The following is an 18240-nucleotide window of genomic DNA, read 5'->3' on the forward strand; positions in this document are numbered from 1 at the left end:
AGACCAAATCTGATGCGACCATCTTCAACACCCCCGCTCCCCGAAAAATCGACGATTGGGTTCAGCCTAGGCACGTTCAGACGACGGCGTCCAGAGGTTCGAGGAAAAAATCCGACGAATTGATTATTCGCCCGCGGACGTCAGCGGGCATCGTTCGGGTAGCTCACGCCAAGCTGCGCGCGGACGCCGTCGAAGAGCCGCATGATATTCAGCGAGTCCTCAAGGGGCATGACAGGACTCTCGGTGATGCCCTGTTGAATGCAACGGGTCACCTCGCGGAGTTCATACGAGTACCCGTGGCCCACCACGTCGAAGTGCTCGGTCCGGGCTTCGCCCAGACCCACCCGCACCGTGATGGTCTTCGGATTGTTGACCGAGCCCACAGTCTGCAGATATCCGAGGCTTCCGGCCACGGTGGCGGATCGCGGGCCGTAAGCCAGCAGCGAGGAGGTGAGCTGGGCCTGCGCACCGTGGTGGTAGCCGAGCGTCAGCGCGTTCTGGGCGTCCACGCCGTCGTCGTTCACGGAGCCGGTGGCACTGACTGTTTGCGGGAATCCCAAGGTTCCCAGCGGCCAAAGCAACGGATAGACGGCCAGGTCAAGAAGGGCGCCCCCGCCGTCCTTGGGAGCCCACAGCCGCGCAGTGGGGGAGTAGACGGCGGGGAAGCCCAGGTCCGCGCTGACCCACTCCACGGTGCCGAGTTCCCCGGATGCGGCAATGTCGAACGCCCGCTGCATGCTGGGAAGGAACCGGCTCCACATTGCTTCCATGAGGAAGAGCTTCTTGGTGCGTGCCAGGGTAATGAGCTCCGCCGCTTCCCGGGCGTTCACGGTAAAGGATTTTTCGCACAGCACGTGCTTTCCGGCATTGAGGGCTGCCAGGGCCACTTCGTGATGGTGGGCGTGCGGTGTGGCCACGTACACAACGTCCACGGCGTCGTCGGCCAGCAGCCGGCGGTAACCCGGGCCTTCCGCGTTGTCACCGTAGGCCTTGGCGAAACCGACTTCTGCGGCGAAAGTATCGGCGGACGCCTGGGTGCGCGAACTGACTGCGTAGAGTTCCGCGTCCGGAAGAAGAGCAAGGTCCCGGGTCACGGACTTGGCGATGGCGCCCGTGGCCACCACACCCCACTTCAGTGTGGTCCCGGTGGAGGAGCGGGGATCCTGGTCCGGCTGGCTGAACAGCCACGGCTTCGCGATGGGGGCACTCATGACGCAATACTCTCACTGGCAAGGGCCGGGTGCGGGGATTTCGCGCCGGAGCGGGGCAGCAGGCCCCCGGACCCGGGAGCAGGACCTCGGACGGGGAGCGGCGAGAGCCGGAGGAGGTCCGGGAGACCCTCCTCCGGCAGGGGGCCAACTTATGCGGGCGACTCCGCCAACGTGCAACTACACGGCAGCGGCCGCCACGCGGGGCCGTGCGGCTTCCTCCGTCAGCCGTCCCTGTTGAAGGCGGAACCGGCGGTCGGTCTTGTTGGCCAGCGAGCGGTCGTGGGTGACCACGAGGATGGTGGTGTTGTGGTCGCGGCTCAGCGAGCTCAGCAGCTCGATGATGTGTTCGCCGGTCTGTTCATCCAGGTTCCCTGTGGGCTCGTCGGCGAGGATCAGCTTGGGCTCGTTGGCCAGCGCCCGGGCGATCGCCACACGCTGCTGCTCGCCGCCGGAGAGGCGGTTGATGCGGCGCACATGCTTCTCCGGATCGAGCTGGACCTGCTCCAGTAGCTCTTTGGCCCGCGCCACCCGTGCCGCTTTCCGCACCCCGGCAAACTCCATCGGCAGCATCACATTGTCCAGTGCGGACAGGTTGGGGATCAGGTTGAACTGCTGGAACACAAAACCAATGTCGCGGCGCCGGTACTCTGTCAGCTTGCCGTCCGGCATGCTCGCCAGGCTGACGCCGTTGACGACGACGTCTCCGCTCGTGGGCTTGTCCAGGGCACCGAGCAGGGAGAGAAGCGTGCTCTTGCCGCTGCCACTCTTGCCCACGATGGACGCGAGGGTGCCCTGCTCAAGCTCGAAGCTGACATCGTTGACGGGTTTGATGGTGCGGTCGCCGGACTTGAACGTGCGGACGAGGTTCTTGACTTCGATCATGGCTATTCTCCTCGGAGGACTTCGATGGGACGGATGCGGGCGGTCAGCAGGGCCGGGACCAGTGCCCCGATGATGGCCACGCCGAACACTGCGGCGATCCCTGCGGCGATCACGCCGGGGGAGGCGCTCGCGGTCACGGAGCTCAGTAGTTGGTTCGCCCCGCCGAAGGGGCTGCCGACGCCGCCTCCGGGGAAGCCTCCGGCTCCGCCGGGAACACCGCGCTGGCCTCCGGGGGTGCCGGCCGCAGCGGTGGCGGTGTTGGAGCTGATCAGTGCGGAGGCGATTCCGCCGCTGGCGAAGGACGCGACGGCGGCACCCACCACGCTGCCGAGGGCCACAAGGACCAGCGCCTCCAGGACGAACTGGAGTCCGATGGTGCGGTTGGGGGCGCCGATCGCCTTGAGCACGCCGATTTCACGACGGCGCTCGCGGACCAGCATCACCATGATCAGGAGGATGATGAGCCCCGCAGTTCCGAGTGCCGCAACGAAGGCGATGAACGAGATGTTCTTGACGCTGTCCAGTGAGCTGACGGCGGTTTGAAGGTTCCGTTGCCCCTGGGTGACGTCGGCCTTGTCGCTACCGAGGGCGCTTTGCAGGGCTGTCTTGGCAGCGTCCACGTTTTCCATGCTGTTGACCGTCACGATCATGGTGGACAGCTCGCCGGGAAGTTCGGCCAGGGTCTGGGCTGTGGGAAGGGTGACGTACAGGGCGTTGTTGCCGAAGGCGGTGCCGGCATCGAACAGCCCGGCCACGGTGTAGGTCTGGTCCTTGATGGTGAAAGTGGAGCCCACTTTGAGGTTGTTCTTCTCCGCCAGCGTCTTACCAAGGAGTGCTTTGGTGGAGGCTGCGGCATAGTCGCCCAGGCCCGTGCCATCCGTGAGCTCAAGCGCCTTGCCGGTGCTGTCGACCTCGGCCCCTATCCCGGTGGCGGTGATGGGAAGCGACCGTGCCGGCTGCGTGGTTGCCGTTCCGGTGGAGCCGGTGGTCCCACTGCTGGCCTGGTTGCGGTTGCCCAGTGTTCCGGCATCCACGGCGGCGCTGAGGCTGGTGGTCAGCGTGGTGGTGGTCTGCCCGCCGGGAGCGGCCGGGCCGCCGGGGCCCTGCGCTCCGGACTGGCCGGCAGCGGCCTGAGCTGCCGCTTCGGTGGCATTGCGGAGGCGCAGCGCTTTGGTCCCGACGACCGCGGTCACGTTCGGGACCGCGGCCGCCGTGGCGGCCTGCGCGGCGGTGAGCGGCTCGCCGCCGCCTTCGAAGCCCTGGCCTCCGGCCGGGTTGACTGTCAGGACAGTCCCAACCGAGGCATTAAGCTCGGTGACCTTGGCGGCAACCGCCTGATTGGCCACCAGCATGGAAAGGGCCAGGCCGATGGCCACGGCCAGCACCGCAACCACGGCCCCGGTCCGGACCTTGTTTCTGAAGGCATTGCCTACACTTCGGGCGAGGACGCTCACTGTACTCCTAGGATCTCTGACCGGACGGAATGGCCGGCTGTTGAACCAACTGTGGTGCGGGTGGCTGTGCAGGTAACGGGCCGAAGCTATGAATGGACTGTGAAGACCCCAGCGGAACCCTCCGGCGGAAAACGCTCCGGCACGGAAAAGGCCCCGGGCCACCCTTTCGGGTGAGCCGGGGCCTTCGAACTGCCCGGGTCTTATGAGGCGTTGAGCTACCGGACAGCCGCCGAAACGCTACTTGGTGATCGGTCCGAGTACCGGATCGTCCTTGTAGGCCGTCTTGACGTTGTCCTTGGTCACGATGACCGGCTGCAGCAGGTACGCCGGAACGGTCTTGACCTTGTTGTTGTAGGACTTGTCGTCGTTGATCTCAGGCTTCTTGCCGGCCTGGATGTCCTGAACCATAACAATCGCGTGCTCAACGAGCTTGCGGGTGTCCTTGTTGATGGTGGAGTACTGCTCGCCGGCCATGATGGACTTCACGGACTCAACCTCGGAGTCCTGTCCGGTGATGATCGGAAGCGGCTTGCCGGCGGCCTTGACCGAGGTCAGGACTGCGCGTGCCAGGGTGTCGTTCGGGGACAGCACCCCGTCGAGGGATGCCGAGCCGTAGGTACCGCTGAGCAGGGTGTCGGCACGACGCTGGGCGTTCTCTGCCTTCCAGCCCTGGGTCACGGCCTGTTCGAAGGTCGTCTGGCCGGAAAGGACCTTGAGCGTGCCGTCGTCGATCTTCGGCTTGAGGATGCTCATGGCCCCGTCGAAGAAGACCTTCGCGTTGGCGTCATCGGGGGAACCGGCGAACAGCTCGATGTTGTACGGGCCGGAGGCCTTCTTGGCCTTCATTCCGTCCAGCAGGGCCTGCCCCTGGAGGACACCGACCTTGAAGTTGTCGTAGGCCACGTAGTAGTCCACGTTCTCGGTGTTCAGCAGGAGACGGTCGTACGCGATGATGGTCGCGCCGGCATCCTTGGCCTGCTTCAGCTGGGTGCCCAGCTGGGCGCCGTCGATGGCGCCCACGATGATGACCTTGTCACCCTTGGTGACCATGGCGCTGATCTGGTTCTGCTGTTCCGAAACGCCGCCGTTGGCGAACTGCACGTCAGGTTTGAAACCGGCGCTGGTGAGGCCGTCGTTGAACAGCTTCTCCGCCAGGACCCAGTTCTCACTGGTCTTCTGGGGGAGCGCGACGCCGATCGAGGAGCCCTTGGGGAACGCCTCGCCGCCTGAGCTCGAGCCCGTAGATCCGGTGTCCGCGCGGCCGCAGGCTGTCAGCGCCAGTGCCGCAATAGCAGCGATCGCTGCTGCCTTTCCTGCTTTACCAATCATTTGCATTGCTTGGTTCACTTTCTGTTGATGGATTGAGGAAGTAATGGGGAAAGCCGTTCAGGCTTCCTTGCGGATGACGTCCTTGGTGGCCGTCGTCTCATCCGGCTGGAGCTCGGTGCTGCCGCGGCCGAAGTTCTTCATCATCATGCCGATGATGGATTTCTTGCCCTGGGTCTTGTTGTAGACGTCGAAGGCGACCGCAATCAGGAGCACCAGGCCCTTGATGATCTGGGTGAGGTCGGCGCCGACGCCGAGCAGCTGCAGGCCGTTGTTCAGGACGGCCATCACGAGGCCACCGACGATCGAGCCGATCACGGTGCCGACGCCGCCGGTGACTGCCGCGCCGCCGATGAAGACTGCCGCGATGGCGTCCAGTTCCCAGCCGACGCCGTCGAACGGACCGGAAGCGGTGGAGCGGCCCACGAAGATCATGCCGGCCAGGCCGGCCAGGATGGACATGTTCATCATGACCAGGAAGTTGATCTTCTTGGACTGGACACCGGAGAGCTCGGCCGCGTGGCGGTTGCCACCCACGGCGTAGACGTGACGGCCCACCACGGTCTTGGAGGAGATGAAGCCGTAGATGATCACCAGCACGGCGAGGATGAGTCCGGGGATGGGGAAGGACGTGCCGGGACGGCCGGTGGCGAACAGGTACGTGGCGTACAGGATGGCGGCGCAGATCAGGACCAGTTTGAGGATGACCACCCATGCTTCGGGGACCTCGGCGCCGAGTGCGACGGCCCGGCGGCGGGAGCGGATCTCGCTGAAGATCACGAACGCCACGGCCAGGAGGCCCAGGATCAGGGTCCAGTTGTTGTAGCCCGTGTTCGGCCCGAATTCGGGAAGGTAGCCGGAGCCGATGTACTGGAAGTCCGCGGGCACCGGAATGGTGTTGGACTTGCCCACGTACTGGTTGAAGCCACGGAACAGGAGCATGCCGGCCAGGGTCACGATGAACGCCGGTATGCCCACGTAGGCCGTCCAGAACCCTTGCCAGGCGCCGATCAGCGCTCCGAGGGCCAGACCGAGCAGGACCCCGGCGTACCAGGGAATGCCCCAGTCGCGGATGGCCAGTGCCACTGTGACGCCAACGAAGGCGGCGACGGAACCGACCGAGAGGTCGATGTGGCCGGCGATGATGACCAGGACCATGCCGATGGCCAGGATCAGGATGTAGGAGTTTCCGTTGAAGAGGTTGATGACGTTGCCCGGGGTGAGCGTGCGGCCCTCTGTGAAAATCTGGAAGAAGACGATCAGTGCAACCAGGGCGAAGATCATGCCGAATTGGCGGGTATTGCCGCCAAAGAGCTTCTTGAGCGCGTTCATTATGTCAGTCCTTGTGTCCGAAGGTTCTGGAGGGTTTCCAGAGGGTCAGGCGGTCTTGCGGGCGGAAGTCATGAGTTTCATGAGGCTTTCCTGGCTGGCTTCGTCTTTGTTCAGGACGCCGGTGATGGCGCCTTCGAAGATGGTGTAGATGCGGTCGGAGAGACCCAGGAGTTCGGGCAGTTCGGAGGAAATGACAATGACTCCTTTCCCCTGGTTGGCTAGCTGCTGGATGATGCCGTAGATCTCGTACTTCGCGCCGACGTCGATCCCGCGGGTGGGTTCGTCCAGGATCAGGAGGTCCGGGTCGGTGAACATCCACTTGGCCAGCACCACCTTCTGCTGGTTGCCGCCGGAGAGCTTGGCCACGCCCTCCTGCACGGACGGCGCCTTGGTGCGCAGAGATTTGCGGTATTCCTCCGCGACGGTGAATTCCTTGTTGGCGTCCACCACGTTGTGCCTGCTGATCTTCTTCAGGTTCGCGGAGACCGTGGTGGCCTTGATGTCGTCCAGGAGGTTCAGCCCGAGCGACTTGCGGTCCTCCGTTACGTAGCCCAGGCCCGCGTCTATGGCCTGTTTGACGGAGCGGAGCTGGATCTCCTTGCCGTCCTTGTAGATGTGGCCGGAGATGAAGCGGCCGTAGGAACGGCCGAAGACGGAACGGGCGAGTTCGGTGCGCCCGGCGCCCATCAGTCCGGCGAAGCCGACGATCTCGCCGCGGCGGACGAAGAAGCTGGAGTTCTTGCAAACAAGCCGGTCCTGGATCTGCGGATGGCCGACGTTCCAGTTTTTGACCTCGAAGAACACCTCGCCGATCTTGGGCTCGTGGTCCGGGAAACGGGATTCCAGGGTGCGCCCCACCATGCCCTTGATGATGCGGTCCTCGTCGACGCCGTCGGCCTTGACGTCCAGCGTTTCGATGGACTTGCCGTCGCGGATGATGGTGATGGAATCCGCGATCTGTTCGATTTCGTTGAGCTTGTGGGAAATGATGATGGAGGTGATGCCGCGGCCCTTGAGGCCGAGCATGAGGTCCAAGAGATGCTGGGAATCCGACTCGTTCAACGCTGCGGTGGGCTCGTCCAGGATGAGCAGCTTCACGGACTTGTTCAGCGCCTTGGCGATTTCCACCAGCTGCTGCTTGCCGACGCCGATCTCCTTGATGGGGGTATCCGGGTCCTCGCGGAGACCCACCCGGGCCAGCAGCTCGGTGGACCGGGTGCGGGCCTCGGCCCAGTCGATGACACCGCGCTTGGTGGGTTCGTTGCCCAGGAAGATGTTCTCCATGATGGAGAGCTCGGGAATCAAGGCGAGCTCCTGGTGGATGATCACGATGCCGGCGTGCTCGCTGGCGCGGATGTCCTTGAACTGCTGGACCTCGTTTTGGTAAACGATGTCGCCGGTATAGGTGCCATATGGGTACACCCCCGAGAGGACCTTCATCAGCGTGGACTTCCCGGCGCCGTTTTCACCGCAAATCGCGTGGATCTCGCCGGCCTTCACCCGCAGGTTCACGTCCGACAAAGCTTTAACGCCGGGAAATTCCTTGGTGATGGAGCGCATCTCGAGAAGTATCGGATCGCTGTGCGTGTTGAGGGACGTCATTTGCCCTTACGCCTCCAATGCATGACTTCGTTGTCCGCCCCGCAAACCGCAGGGCCGTCTGATGAAAAAGTAAACTGGATCACAGGGCTTGTCGTCAAGTCTTTAACGCAACGGCCCGATAACGAAAAGGTTAGGCACGCCGGATTCCGGCGTGCTGAAAGACCAGGGCGGCGGCCCCGAGGGCTTCCGCCCGGTCGCCCAGGGAGGACATGGTCAGCGTTGTTGTCTCGCCAATAACTGGCACGGCATGGCGGATCAAGCCCCGCCGGATGGGATCCAGCAGCAGCTCCCCGAGCCCTGCCAGCGGCCCGCCCACCACGATGACTTCGGGATTGATCAGATTGGCCACGTTGCCCAGCGCGCGTCCCACTGCCAAGCCGGCATCATCCACCACGCGGAGGGTGGCGGAGTCCCTGGCCAGGGCCTTGCGGACGATGTCTTCCGGGGTGAGGGGCTTTTCCTCGCCGCGGCTCAGGAGCTCGATCATGGTGGTGGTGGAGGCGATGGTCTCAAGGCATCCCCTGTTGCCGCAGCGGCAGATCAGCCCGTGTTCGTGGATGGTGGCGTGCCCGATTTCACCCGTGATTCCGACGTTGCCGTAGTACGGGGCTCCGTTGAGGATCAGGCCCGCGCCGATGCCCGAACCGATCTTGAGGAACATCAGGTTGCTGATGCCTGTGTGCGGGCCCCATGTCACTTCCGACAACGCGCCCAGGTTGGCGTCATTGTCCACAAAAACAGGGAAATTCAGCGTATTTTCGAGGTGCTGGAGTATGTTGATGCCCACCCATTCGGGCAGGATGGCGCCCTGCGCCACCGTTCCCGTGCGACGGTCAATGGGGCCGGGAATACCCACCCCGGCACCCACGATGGCGCTGCGCTCCACGCCGCTTTCGTCCAGTAATTTCGAGAGCAGGGCGACGGCGGCGGCGATGCCTTCGTCCGCATGATGCCCCAGGGGGAGCAGCACCGATTCCTCGGCAATGATGTGGTATCCGAGGGTGGCGAGCACAACGCGCAGATGCCGCCGGCCGAAGTCGATGCCGACGGCCACGGCCCCCTGGCTATTGAGCCGGACGTTCAGTGCGCGGCGGCCGGAGCTGGTGATGGGCTCCGTGGATGCCAGTCCGGCGTCCTGCATGATCTTGACGATGTTGGACACGGTGGCGGTGGACAGCCCCGTCTGCCGGGCGAGTTCGGCTTGGGTGGACGGGCCATTGAGCAGGCATTCGATGATCCGTTGCTGGTTCAGGTGCCTCAGTGCGGACTGTGAACCGGGATTTTTGGTTCGGCTCCTCGTTGAGCGCGGTGTTGCGGGCATGCAATGAAGCGTGCACCATCCATGCCCTTGCAGTCAAGAAGTTAACGCAACAGGACACCGGCGGGTCAGGCCCGGGGGTGACGGACGATCCGCCCCGCCGGCCCGGAGCCCGGGCGGAAATGCACCTAGGGACAGTCTGCACCTCATGGCTACGCTGGTGGAAGAGAGTCCCCGCATTTCCGGCGGGCGTGAAAGGTGAAGGTGGTAATGATGCTGCTGGCGCTGATGCAGGCGAATTCCGCCGTGTTGGATGTTGACGTGAACTGCGAGGTGATAAACGACGCCGCCCGGAAGGCCGCCGCCGCCGGAGCACGGATACTGGTTACGCCGGAATTGTTCCCGGTGGGCTACGCGCCGCTCAAGGTCCGGGCAGGCCTCGATCCTGCCCGGCTCCCCTCGATCAGGGCCATCCTGGCCGGTATTGCCCGGCGGAACGGCATTGCCCTGGTCTATAGCCTCCCCGAAATCACGGCGGAAGGGCGGTGGCGGATCACCGCCACGCTGGTGGATGACCAGGGCGTGGAGTTGCTCCACTACGCCAAAGTGCACCTGTTTGGAGCGGAGGAGCGCGAGGTCTTCGAGCCCGCCGACTCAGCTCCCGACGTCGTGGATTTTCATGGAATCAAGACCGCGCTGGTGATCTGCTACGACGTCGAATTCCCCGAAACAGTGCGCGCCGCCGCGGACCGCGGCGCCGAGCTGGTCCTGGTGCCCACCGCCCTGTCGCAGGGGTTCGACTCCGTGCCGCAGATCCTGCTCCGCGCCAGGGCCCTGGAAAGCCAGCTGACCGTGGTGTACGCCAACCACAGCGGCACTGAGGACGGCTGCCAGTTCCTGGGCGGCAGCGTCATCGCCGGTCCGGACGGTGCCCTGCTCGCCTCGGCGGGGACGCGGCCCGAGTTGCTGTTCGCAGAGGTCAGCGCCGGCGAGGCCTTGAAGGCCCGGGACGCCGTCCCGTATCTCAGGGAGCGCCGTCCCCACCTCTATCGCGACTGGGAAAGCTGAACAGACGCGGGCGTGGCGCGGCGGCTAATCCACGTACTGCAGCGCGATCCAGAGTTCCGCCCGGACCTGGGCCAGGTTGAGGTCCACGTTCAGCAGCTCCGCCAGGGCATTGACCTGCCGGCGGATGCTGTTGCGGTGCAGGCCCAGTGCCTTCGCCGTGGCGTCCCAGCTGCCGTTCTCGCCGAGCCAGGTCCGCAGGACTGAGAGCTGGGCATCACGGCGCTCGGAATCCTGGTGCAGGACAGGCTCCAGAAGGCGTGCTGCCAGCATGGTTCCGGCCTCGCGCCCCAACAGTCCGGCCACCGACCACGTGACTTCATCCACACGGGCGCTCGTGCCGGTGGCCTGCACCCGGGCGCGCAAGGCGGTAGCGCGCTGGTAGCCCGCGGCCAGTGTGGAGAATTCGCCGGCGTCGCCCACCACCAGCCGCCAGCCAAGTTTCTCGACCTCGGCGAGCAGGGCGTCATCGACCTTGAGGCGGGTGATCGCGGCGAATCCGTAGTCGGTAATCTCCACCAGCTTGGTGTCAAACATCCTGCGCCACTGCAGCAGCTCACGGACCGGACTGTCGCCGCCTGCCGAGCCCGGCGAATCCGCCTTGATGCCCTGGATCACGCGGAGCGGGGCGGAGCGGGTGGAAGCGATGCTCTGCGCCAGCAGGTCCTTGAGCCCGTTGACGTGCCGCGTGCTGCCGGATGTCACGCTCTCCGGATGCAGCAGCAGTGCGGTGGCCAGCTGGCTGGGGGCGAGCGAACCACTGGTCCGCTGGCGTACCAGCAGTTCCAGGAGCCCGACGACGGAGGAGACCACGCTGTTCTGCGCCGGGGTAAGCGGCTCGTCGGTGCCCAGGACGAGTGCCCCGAGGTTGGCGTCCCGGGTGCTGCGGAGCGGATGGCCAAACACCAGGGACGAGCCGGGCATATCAAAGGAATCCATTTCCACCCGGGGGCCGCTGCCGGCGAGCAGCCGCTCGAGCATCGGCTGCAACGCGGAAAGCTCGACGCCGGACCAGGCGTTTTTGCCGCTGGGAGCCGTTCCGTTCGGGCCGGTCCCGCCGGCGGAGGCGCGGGCGCGGACGCGTCTGTCCGCGCCCATCAGCATCGCCCACACCGGAACCCGTTGCACGAGGGCGGCCAAGAGCTCGTGTTCCGGCCGTGCGGACAGAACCGCCCGCATCAGCTGCCGGTTGGTGTCCGCCAGCTGCCGGAAGACCCTAGCATTCTCCGATTCCAGCAGCTGCGAAAATTCCAGGCCGATTGCTGCAAACGGGACCGTCTTTGGGACCTCGACGAGGGTCAGGTTGTGGCGGCGGCAGGCGTCAACCAGGCTGGCCGGAACGGCGTCGAAATAAGGCTCAAGACCGAACCCCAAGGCGCCCACGCCGGCCCCCACCAGCCGCCGTACGTAAGCGTCCACCGGTTCGGAAGCACCGCCGTCGCCGAGGAACGGCAACCCGGAAGTGAGCAGGAATTCGCCGTCAAGCAGGTACGGGGTGGGATCCTCCAGCTCGCTCGGCTCCACCCAGCGAAGCAGCCCGGCGCCGTTGCCGCCGTCGTGAAGAAGCTTCAGCCGGGGCGGCAGCTTGCGCAGGAACTGCTCCAGCGTGACGAAGCCGAGCCGCTCGGTGGCCGGGTCAGGCGACATGGAAGGCCGCGGAATTATCCACGCCGGGCTGTCCCGAAAACGCCTCGGAAGGCGAAGGGTTGAAGTGTGCATTAAGTCTCATGCCAGAACACTATAGGTCATTCTGCACAACCGTGAGAGGTGGCTCACAAACCTAAGCTGGACCACGGGGAAAACCAGAAACTACTCACGAACGGACGTCAATGATGACTGTGCCCACCCTCACCCGACAGCCGCCGGCCGCCGCTCGCCGTCCGGGTCTGGCCGCGCAACTGCTGCGCCGCAAGCCGATCGGACAGATGGTCGATGAAGCCGAAACCGGGCACGGCGGCACCCGCCTGATCCGCAGCTTCGGTGTCCTCCAGCTGACCATGATCAGCGTCGGCGCCACCCTCGGCACCGGAATCCTGGTCATCCTGGGCGAATCCGTTCCGTTGGCCGGACCCGCCATCTGGATTTCCTTCGCCATCGCAGGCATTGCGGCCCTGCTCTCCGCGGTCTCCTACGCGGAAATGGCGGGACTGGTGCCGGCGGCCGGCTCCAGCTACTCCTACACCTACGCCACCATGGGCGAAGGCATGGCCTGGATCTGCGGCTGGTGCCTGGTGCTGGAATATGCGGTTTCCGTGGCCGCCGTGGCGGTGGGCGCAGGGCAGTACGTGAATGAAACCCTCGCCGTTTTCGGCCAGGTCCTGCCCGATGCCATCTCCCAGCCGCCGGGCGACGGAGGCGTCATCAACATCCCGGCCATGATCACCGTGGCACTCGCCATGATCCTGCTGGTGCGCGGCGCCAAGGAGAGCGCCTGGATCAACACTGCCATTGTTGTGGTCAAGGTGGGCATCCTGCTGTTCTTCTGTGCCGTGGCGTTCACCGCATTCAACGGCGCCCACTTTGAGCCGCTCCTGCCCATGGGCGCCGCGGGCGTCTCAGCTGCCGCCTCCCGCGTGTTCTTCTCCTACATCGGCTTCGACGCCGCCTCCACCGCCGGTGAGGAAGCCCGCAACCCCAAGCGTGACCTGCCCCGCGCCATCATGCTCTCCATGCTGATCGTCACGTCCATCTACGTCCTGGTGGCAGTGGCCGCGATCGGCGCCCGGCCCTGGGAATGGTTCGACGGCACGGACGCCGCGCTGGTGCGGATCCTTGAAGAAACCACCGGACAGCCATGGATCGCCCTCGTGTTTTCGGTGGGAGCGGTCCTCGCCATCGCCAGCATCGTGTTGACCGTTCTCTACGGCCAGACCCGCATCCTGTTGTCCATGTCACGAGACGGACTCGTCCCCAGGATCTTCGGCCGCGTCTCAACCCGCACGGGCACTCCCGTGGCCGGGACCCTGATCGTGGGGTCCGCCGTCGCACTGACCGCCGGACTGGTGCCCCTGGGTGCGCTGGCCGACGCCACCAGCATCGGCACGCTGTTCGCCTTTGCCCTGGTCAACGTGGCGGTCATCTACCTGCGCCGCAACCGGCCGGAACTCAAGCGCACCTTCCGCGTCCCGCTGTTCCCAATGACCCCGATCCTCGGCGCGCTGATGTGCACCTACCTCATGGCCAACCTGGGTGCGGACACCTGGCTGGTCTTCGGGGTTTGGATGCTGGTGGGCCTCGCCGCCTACTTCGGCTACGGGAGGAAGAACTCCCGGGTGGCGGCGCTGAGCCACGAGGAATACGGTGAACTATCCAGCCGTGCGCCAGCGGCAACCCCGGAACCTTCCGCTCCCGAACCTTCAACCCTGAACCGATAAAGGCAGACACCCCATGACCATCGCCACCGAACTGCCGGCCTCCGATCCGTCCAGCACAACGTCCATCCCGGGCGCACCGCCGGCCGAAGCCCCCATCACCATGCTTAACCCGGATTTCCCGTTCAGCTACGACCACTACCTCGCGCACCCCGAGGGACTGGGCTCGGTCCCTCCCGAGCTCTATGGAACAGAGGTGGCCGTAGTGGGGGCAGGACTCTCCGGCCTGGTCACCGCGTACGAACTCATGAAACTCGGCCTGCGCCCCGTGATGTACGAGGCAGACCAGATCGGCGGCCGGCTCCGCACGGCAAACTTTCCGTCCGCGCCGGGGGTCGTGGCGGACCTGGGCGGGATGCGCTTCCCGGTGTCCGGCAAGGCGTTCTACCACTACGTGGACCTGCTGGGCCTGCAGACCCAGGACTTCCCGAACCCCTTGGCGCCGGTCACCTCAAGCACGGTGATAGAGCTCGCGGGGGAGAAGCATTACGCGAATACGACGGCGGACCTGCCGCCCTTCTTCCGCGAGGTGGCGGACGCGTGGAAAGCGGCAGTGAACGACGGCGCCCAGTTCGCCGGGATGCAGCAGGCCATCCGGGCGCGGGATACGGCCCGGATCAAGGAGCTCTGGAACGAACTCCTGCCGCGCCTGGACGAGCAGACGTTCTACGGCTTCATTGCCGGCAGCGAATCCTTCAAGGAGGCGGGCTTTGCCCACCGCGAAGCCTTCGGCCAGGTCGGGTTCGGCACCGGCGGCTGGGATACCGATTTCCCCAACTCCATCCTGGAAATCCTGCGGGTTGTATATACGGACGCCGATGACCAGCATCGGCTCATCGCCGGGGGAGCGCAGCGGCTCCCCGAGGCACTGTGGCAGCACGCGCCGTCGGGCATGGTCCACTGGCCCGAGGGCACATCGCTGGCCTCCCTCCACTCCGGCTCACCGCGGGGAGCGGTGGACAAGATCAGCCGCGACGCCAACGGCGACCTGCGCATCAGGGAACGCTGGGGCCGGGAATCCAGCTATCCGGCCGTTGTTACCACCTGCCAGTCGTGGCTGCTGTCAACGCGGATCCATACCGACGAGGCACTCTTCCCGGCTCCGCTCTGGACGGCGATCGAGCGGTCGCACTATATGCAGTCCTCCAAGACGTTCGTGATGGTGGACCGGCCTTTCTGGAAGGACATCGATCCGGACACCGGGCGGGAGGTGCTGTCCATGACGTTGACCGACCGGCTGAACCGGGCCACCTACCTGCTGGACAACGGCCCGGGCAAGCCGGCGGTCATCCTGCTTTCCTACACGTGGAACGATGACGCGCTGAAGTGGCTGGCCCTGGACGCGGACCAGCGGGTGGAGCTCATGCTTCACTCTCTGGAGCAGATCTACCCGGACGTGAACATCGCGAGTCACATCGTGGGCCAGCCCATCACCGTCTCGTGGGAGGCGGACCCCAACTTCATGGGCGCCTTCAAGGCCAACCTGCCGGGGCACTACCGCTACCAGCAGCGGCTGTTCACCCACTTCAAGCAGGACAAGCTTCCGATGAGCCAGCGGGGCATCTTCCTGGCAGGCGACGACGTCTCCTTCACGGCCGGCTGGGCCGAGGGCGCGGTCACCACCGGGCTCAACGCGGTGTGGGGCGTGGTGAACCATCTCGGCGGCTCCTCGGCGCCCGGCAACCCCGGACCCGGTGAGCTGCTCGACGACATTGGGCCCATCAGCCTCGACTGACGGGCCGGCGTGGAAGAGTCCTGGCCGTAGTTAGCCGGCGTGGAGTTCCCGGTGCGCTTTCGCCAGCTCGCGGTAGTGGGCGGCGTTGTGCCGCACGCCGTCGAATTCCTCGTCGGTCAGTTCCCGGCGCACCTTGGCCGGCACCCCGGCCACCAGGGAGCGGGGCGGCACCACAGTTCCTTCGAGCACGACGGCGCCGGCGGCCACGAGCGAGCCGGCGCCGATCACGGCCCCGTTCAGGATGGTGGCGCTCATTCCGATCAGGCAGTCATCCTCCACGGTGCAGCCGTGAACGACGGCGGAGTGCCCGACGCTGACCCGCGCTCCCACTGTGCAGGGAAAACCTGGATCCGCGTGGAGCACCACGTTGTCCTGCAGGTTGCTGCCCGCACCGACGCTGATAGCGGCCGTGTCGGCCCGTACGGAAACGCCGTAAAACGCGCTGGCATCCTCGGCCAGGGTGGCCTTGCCGATGATTGAGGCCGTGGGGGCAATGAACACGGAGGAATGGATGGCCGGGGTGTCGCCGGCAAAGGGATATACGGGAGCCATGAGCCAAGACTAGAACAAAGCCCCCCGTAAGCCCCACGAACCGCGTCGCACAAGCGGTCTTTGTGCCTAGTGACGGCGCTGACAGGCTTCACTAGCATGGGCACATGGAACGTCATTGGCACCCTGGAGCCCTCTCCAGACTGGTTTCACGCGCGGGTTCCCGGGCCCGTTCCGGCAGCCTCCTCGCCTGGCCGGCCCGAACCCCTGGCACAAGCCTCTTTCAGTGGAAGATGCAGTGGCTCGAACGGATGGAAGCCTTGGACGCGGCCGTCCGCCTTGCTGAGCCGCGGGCCCGCCGCCTGGTTGAAAACCGGCGGCTTCGCAGTGTCTTCCACGGCGATTCCACGGGCATCCCGCTGCACATTATCTTCACGGATGTGCCGCTCGGTGCGTGGTTCATGGCGCTGTACCTCGACTTGTTTCCGGATGCCGGAACCCAGCGGGCGGCCACGCGGCTGGTGGGCCTCGGCGTCGTATCCGCCGTGCCCACCGCCATCACCGGATGGGCAGAGTGGGCTCTGGCCAGCCGCCCCACCCAGAGGATTGGAATCATTCATGCCGGGCTTAACGCCGTGGCCATCCTTGTCTTTGTGGGATCGTTGGCCGCGAGGCTCCGGGACCGCCACAGGCTCGGCGTCCGGCTGGCACGGCTGGGGGCGGTCCTGCTGATTTCGGGCGGTTTCCTGGGCGGCTACATGGCCAGCAGCCGCAGGGGCACCTAGGGTCCCAACTGACTCGCATTTAAGGTCGTCATTCGCCGGTTTCGCGACCTTAAGTGCGAGTCAGTTGGGTCAGGTCCGGGGAGTGCGCAGGACCAGGTACTGGTAGTGCTGCGTCCAGGTCCCGGCCTCCTGCCCTGGTTCCTGCGCTGACTCCCTGTCCGGTCCTTCCGGCCACGTCGCGAAGTCCTCGATGGTGCCGTGCCGGCCAAAGATCCGCCTCACTGTGTCGTCACTGCGCCTGCTGAAAAAGCGGGCCGGCTCAATCCGGTCCTCGGGATTCAGCTCCTCTTCGTCGTTCCCGGACAAGAGTCCGACGGCGATCGGGGCGCCCGGCGCGGCCACCCTCACGAGCTCACTGACGACGTCGTCGATGTCCCGGTTGGGGATGTGCAGCAAAGTGCTCATGGTCCACACAGCGGGGAACACCGCGTCGGCGAAGGGAAGCCGCCTGGCGCTGGCCACCGACACGTTCAGGCCCCTGGCCACGGCACGGTGGACGTACTCTTCCGACAGGTCGATTCCCGTATAGTGAATGCCCGCCTGGACGAACTTCAGCCCGTCGAGGCCGCTTCCGCAGCCGACCTCCAGCACCCCGCGCCTGCCTTCGGCCTTGAGCAGGGCAATGAACCGCCCGCGCTGTTCGTCCCGTTCAGGGCTCAGGGGCCGTGGAGGATGGAGAACAGCGAGCCGGTTATAGAACGCGGCCAGCAGGTCCTCGCCGGCGGGATCCCCGCCGCTAGGCTTTCCGACAGCGGGTTGCCCGCTGTCGGGTTCCTCCGTTGCGGGCATCACGGCCTAGTTGAACACCACCGTGCGGTTGCCGTCCAGCAGTACCCGGCGCTCGGCATGCCATTGGACCGCCTGGGCCAGGGTGCGTCCCTCCACATCGCGGCCCATCTGGACGAACTGCTCGGCGGTGCGGCGGTGGTCCACCCGGATGACTTCCTGCTCGATGATCGGGCCCTCGTCCAGGGCTGCCGTGACGTAGTGGGCGGTGGCTCCGATGAGCTTCACCCCGCGGGCGTGGGCCTGGTGGTAAGGCTTGGCGCCCTTGAATGACGGCAGGAACGAGTGGTGGATGTTGATGGCCTTGCCCGTCAGCTCGGTGCACAACTCGTTCGAGAGGATCTGCATGTACCGCGCCAGCACGGTCAACTCGATGTCCTCCTCCGCGATGATCTTCCGGAGCGCGTCCTCGGCCTGGACTTTCGTCTCAGGGGTGACGGGAATGTGGTGGAACGGGATGCCGTAGAACTCCGCGAGCCCGGCCAGGTCGCGGTGGTTGGAGACGATGGCCGGAATCTCGATCGGAAGGGTTCCGGACCGTTGCAGGAACAGCAGGTCGTTGAGGCAGTGGGCCGACCTGCTCGCCATCAGCAGCGTGCGCACCTTCCGGCCGGCGGGGCTCAGGTTCCACTGCATGCCGAATGCCTGTGCGACAGGCTCCAACGCGGCGTGTACCTCGCTCAGCGACGCCGAAGTGGTGGATTCCACGCGCATGAAGAAGGTGCCGGTGGACTGGCTGCCGTACTGCTGGGAGTCCGTAATATTGCAGCCCGCCACAAGGAGTGCGCCGGCAACGGCGTGCACGATTCCAGGGCGGTCCGGGCAGGAAAGAGTCAGTACATAGGAGGAGGTCAGCTGGTCTTCAGTCACGAATACCAGCCTACCCGCGCCAGAGACCCGCTTTTGGTAGTCTTAACAGGTCGCAACTGGCGTTGGATGGCTAA

At 65.4% G+C, this 18240-nt stretch carries 15 protein-coding genes; 4 read left to right on the forward strand and 11 right to left on the reverse strand.

The window, feature by feature from the left end; translation table 11 throughout:
* Window positions 1–140: 140 nt before the first annotated feature.
* The 7 genes from ACP4XC_RS05520 to ACP4XC_RS05550 all read right to left on the reverse strand — a co-directional run bounded on the left by ACP4XC_RS05520 (window position 141) and on the right by ACP4XC_RS05550 (window position 9128).
* Entirely contained in the window at window positions 141–1211 is a 1071-nt protein-coding gene (locus ACP4XC_RS05520) for a Gfo/Idh/MocA family protein (RefSeq protein WP_427173856.1), read from the reverse strand.
* A 177-nt stretch (window positions 1212–1388) separates the two neighbouring features.
* Window positions 1389–2093: an ABC transporter ATP-binding protein gene (locus tag ACP4XC_RS05525; RefSeq protein ID WP_427173857.1), complete on the reverse strand. Its 705-nt coding sequence runs from the start codon at window positions 2091–2093 to the stop codon at window positions 1389–1391.
* A 2-nt stretch (window positions 2094–2095) separates the two neighbouring features.
* The gene (locus ACP4XC_RS05530; protein WP_427173858.1) at window positions 2096–3547 is read right to left on the reverse strand and encodes an ABC transporter permease; all 1452 of its coding nucleotides are present in this window, start codon (window positions 3545–3547) and stop codon (window positions 2096–2098) included.
* Between the two features lie 237 nt (window positions 3548–3784).
* Window positions 3785–4882 carry a substrate-binding domain-containing protein gene (locus ACP4XC_RS05535; RefSeq protein ID WP_427175021.1) on the reverse strand — a complete coding sequence of 366 codons (1098 nt, stop codon included), beginning with the start codon at window positions 4880–4882 and terminating at the stop codon, window positions 3785–3787.
* A gap of 51 nt (window positions 4883–4933) precedes the next feature.
* Window positions 4934–6205, reverse strand: a complete 1272-nt coding sequence (mmsB, locus tag ACP4XC_RS05540; protein ID WP_427173859.1) for a multiple monosaccharide ABC transporter permease — start codon at window positions 6203–6205, stop codon at window positions 4934–4936.
* Between the two features lie 45 nt (window positions 6206–6250).
* Complete coding sequence (mmsA, locus tag ACP4XC_RS05545; protein ID WP_427173860.1) at window positions 6251–7807, reverse strand: multiple monosaccharide ABC transporter ATP-binding protein; 1557 nt, start codon at window positions 7805–7807, stop codon at window positions 6251–6253.
* Between the two features lie 130 nt (window positions 7808–7937).
* Entirely contained in the window at window positions 7938–9128 is a 1191-nt protein-coding gene (locus tag ACP4XC_RS05550; protein ID WP_427173861.1) for an ROK family transcriptional regulator, read from the reverse strand.
* 207 nt (window positions 9129–9335) lie between these two features.
* On the opposite strand from ACP4XC_RS05550, the gene ACP4XC_RS05555 reads away from it, so the two are divergent.
* Window positions 9336–10133 (forward strand): nitrilase-related carbon-nitrogen hydrolase, encoded by a 798-nt coding sequence (locus ACP4XC_RS05555; RefSeq protein WP_427173862.1) that lies wholly within the window; start codon window positions 9336–9338, stop codon window positions 10131–10133.
* Window positions 10134–10157: 24 nt separating this feature from the next.
* Here the strand turns inward: ACP4XC_RS05555 and ACP4XC_RS05560 are convergent, their stop codons facing one another.
* A complete protein-coding gene (locus tag ACP4XC_RS05560) occupies window positions 10158–11777 on the reverse strand; it encodes a PucR family transcriptional regulator ligand-binding domain-containing protein (RefSeq protein WP_427173863.1) in 1620 nt (539 codons plus the stop codon).
* Between the two features lie 185 nt (window positions 11778–11962).
* Here ACP4XC_RS05560 and ACP4XC_RS05565 point away from each other — a divergent pair, with 185 nt between their 5' ends.
* Entirely contained in the window at window positions 11963–13504 is a 1542-nt protein-coding gene (locus tag ACP4XC_RS05565) for an amino acid permease (RefSeq protein WP_427175022.1), read from the forward strand.
* Between the two features lie 13 nt (window positions 13505–13517).
* On the forward strand, window positions 13518–15236 hold the full coding sequence (locus ACP4XC_RS05570) for an FAD-dependent oxidoreductase (protein ID WP_427173864.1): 1719 nt from the start codon (window positions 13518–13520) through the stop codon (window positions 15234–15236).
* Between the two features lie 30 nt (window positions 15237–15266).
* On the opposite strand, the gene ACP4XC_RS05575 is transcribed toward ACP4XC_RS05570, so the two are convergent.
* Window positions 15267–15788 (reverse strand): gamma carbonic anhydrase family protein, encoded by a 522-nt coding sequence (locus ACP4XC_RS05575; protein WP_427173865.1) that lies wholly within the window; start codon window positions 15786–15788, stop codon window positions 15267–15269.
* Between the two features lie 230 nt (window positions 15789–16018).
* On the opposite strand from ACP4XC_RS05575, the gene ACP4XC_RS05580 reads away from it, so the two are divergent.
* The gene (locus ACP4XC_RS05580; protein ID WP_427173866.1) at window positions 16019–16510 is read left to right on the forward strand and encodes a DUF2231 domain-containing protein; all 492 of its coding nucleotides are present in this window, start codon (window positions 16019–16021) and stop codon (window positions 16508–16510) included.
* Window positions 16511–16579: 69 nt separating this feature from the next.
* Here ACP4XC_RS05580 and ACP4XC_RS05585 read toward each other — a convergent pair whose 3' ends face one another.
* Together ACP4XC_RS05585 and purU are read right to left on the reverse strand one after the other, a co-directional pair.
* Complete coding sequence (locus ACP4XC_RS05585; protein WP_427175023.1) at window positions 16580–17299, reverse strand: class I SAM-dependent methyltransferase; 720 nt, start codon at window positions 17297–17299, stop codon at window positions 16580–16582.
* Between the two features lie 6 nt (window positions 17300–17305).
* On the reverse strand, window positions 17306–18166 hold the full coding sequence (gene purU, locus ACP4XC_RS05590) for a formyltetrahydrofolate deformylase (protein ID WP_427173867.1): 861 nt from the start codon (window positions 18164–18166) through the stop codon (window positions 17306–17308).
* Between the last annotated feature and the right edge of the window lie 74 nt (window positions 18167–18240).

It is taken from the genome of Arthrobacter sp. 92, from assembly GCF_050260325.1.
Classification (GTDB): domain Bacteria; phylum Actinomycetota; class Actinomycetes; order Actinomycetales; family Micrococcaceae; genus Arthrobacter.

What these genes read in the sequence shown, in the direction of transcription:
- ACP4XC_RS05520 (WP_427173856.1), bottom strand. Translation starts at nt 1,211, where the DNA reads ATGAGTGCCCCCATCGCGAAGCCGTGGCTGTTCAGCCAGCCGGACCAG.
- ACP4XC_RS05525 (WP_427173857.1), bottom strand. Translation starts at nt 2,093, where the DNA reads ATGATCGAAGTCAAGAACCTCGTCCGCACGTTCAAGTCCGGCGACCGC.
- ACP4XC_RS05535 (WP_427175021.1), bottom strand. Translation starts at nt 4,882, where the DNA reads ATGCAAATGATTGGTAAAGCAGGAAAGGCAGCAGCGATCGCTGCTATT.
- mmsB (WP_427173859.1), bottom strand. Translation starts at nt 6,205, where the DNA reads ATGAACGCGCTCAAGAAGCTCTTTGGCGGCAATACCCGCCAATTCGGC.
- mmsA (WP_427173860.1), bottom strand. Translation starts at nt 7,807, where the DNA reads ATGACGTCCCTCAACACGCACAGCGATCCGATACTTCTCGAGATGCGC.
- ACP4XC_RS05550 (WP_427173861.1), bottom strand. Translation starts at nt 9,128, where the DNA reads ATGCCCGCAACACCGCGCTCAACGAGGAGCCGAACCAAAAATCCCGGT.
- ACP4XC_RS05555 (WP_427173862.1), top strand. Translation starts at nt 9,336, where the DNA reads ATGATGCTGCTGGCGCTGATGCAGGCGAATTCCGCCGTGTTGGATGTT.
- ACP4XC_RS05560 (WP_427173863.1), bottom strand. Translation starts at nt 11,777, where the DNA reads ATGTCGCCTGACCCGGCCACCGAGCGGCTCGGCTTCGTCACGCTGGAG.
- ACP4XC_RS05565 (WP_427175022.1), top strand. Translation starts at nt 11,963, where the DNA reads ATGACTGTGCCCACCCTCACCCGACAGCCGCCGGCCGCCGCTCGCCGT.
- ACP4XC_RS05570 (WP_427173864.1), top strand. Translation starts at nt 13,518, where the DNA reads ATGACCATCGCCACCGAACTGCCGGCCTCCGATCCGTCCAGCACAACG.
- ACP4XC_RS05575 (WP_427173865.1), bottom strand. Translation starts at nt 15,788, where the DNA reads ATGGCTCCCGTATATCCCTTTGCCGGCGACACCCCGGCCATCCATTCC.
- ACP4XC_RS05580 (WP_427173866.1), top strand. Translation starts at nt 16,019, where the DNA reads ATGCAGTGGCTCGAACGGATGGAAGCCTTGGACGCGGCCGTCCGCCTT.
- ACP4XC_RS05585 (WP_427175023.1), bottom strand. Translation starts at nt 17,299, where the DNA reads ATGCCCGCAACGGAGGAACCCGACAGCGGGCAACCCGCTGTCGGAAAG.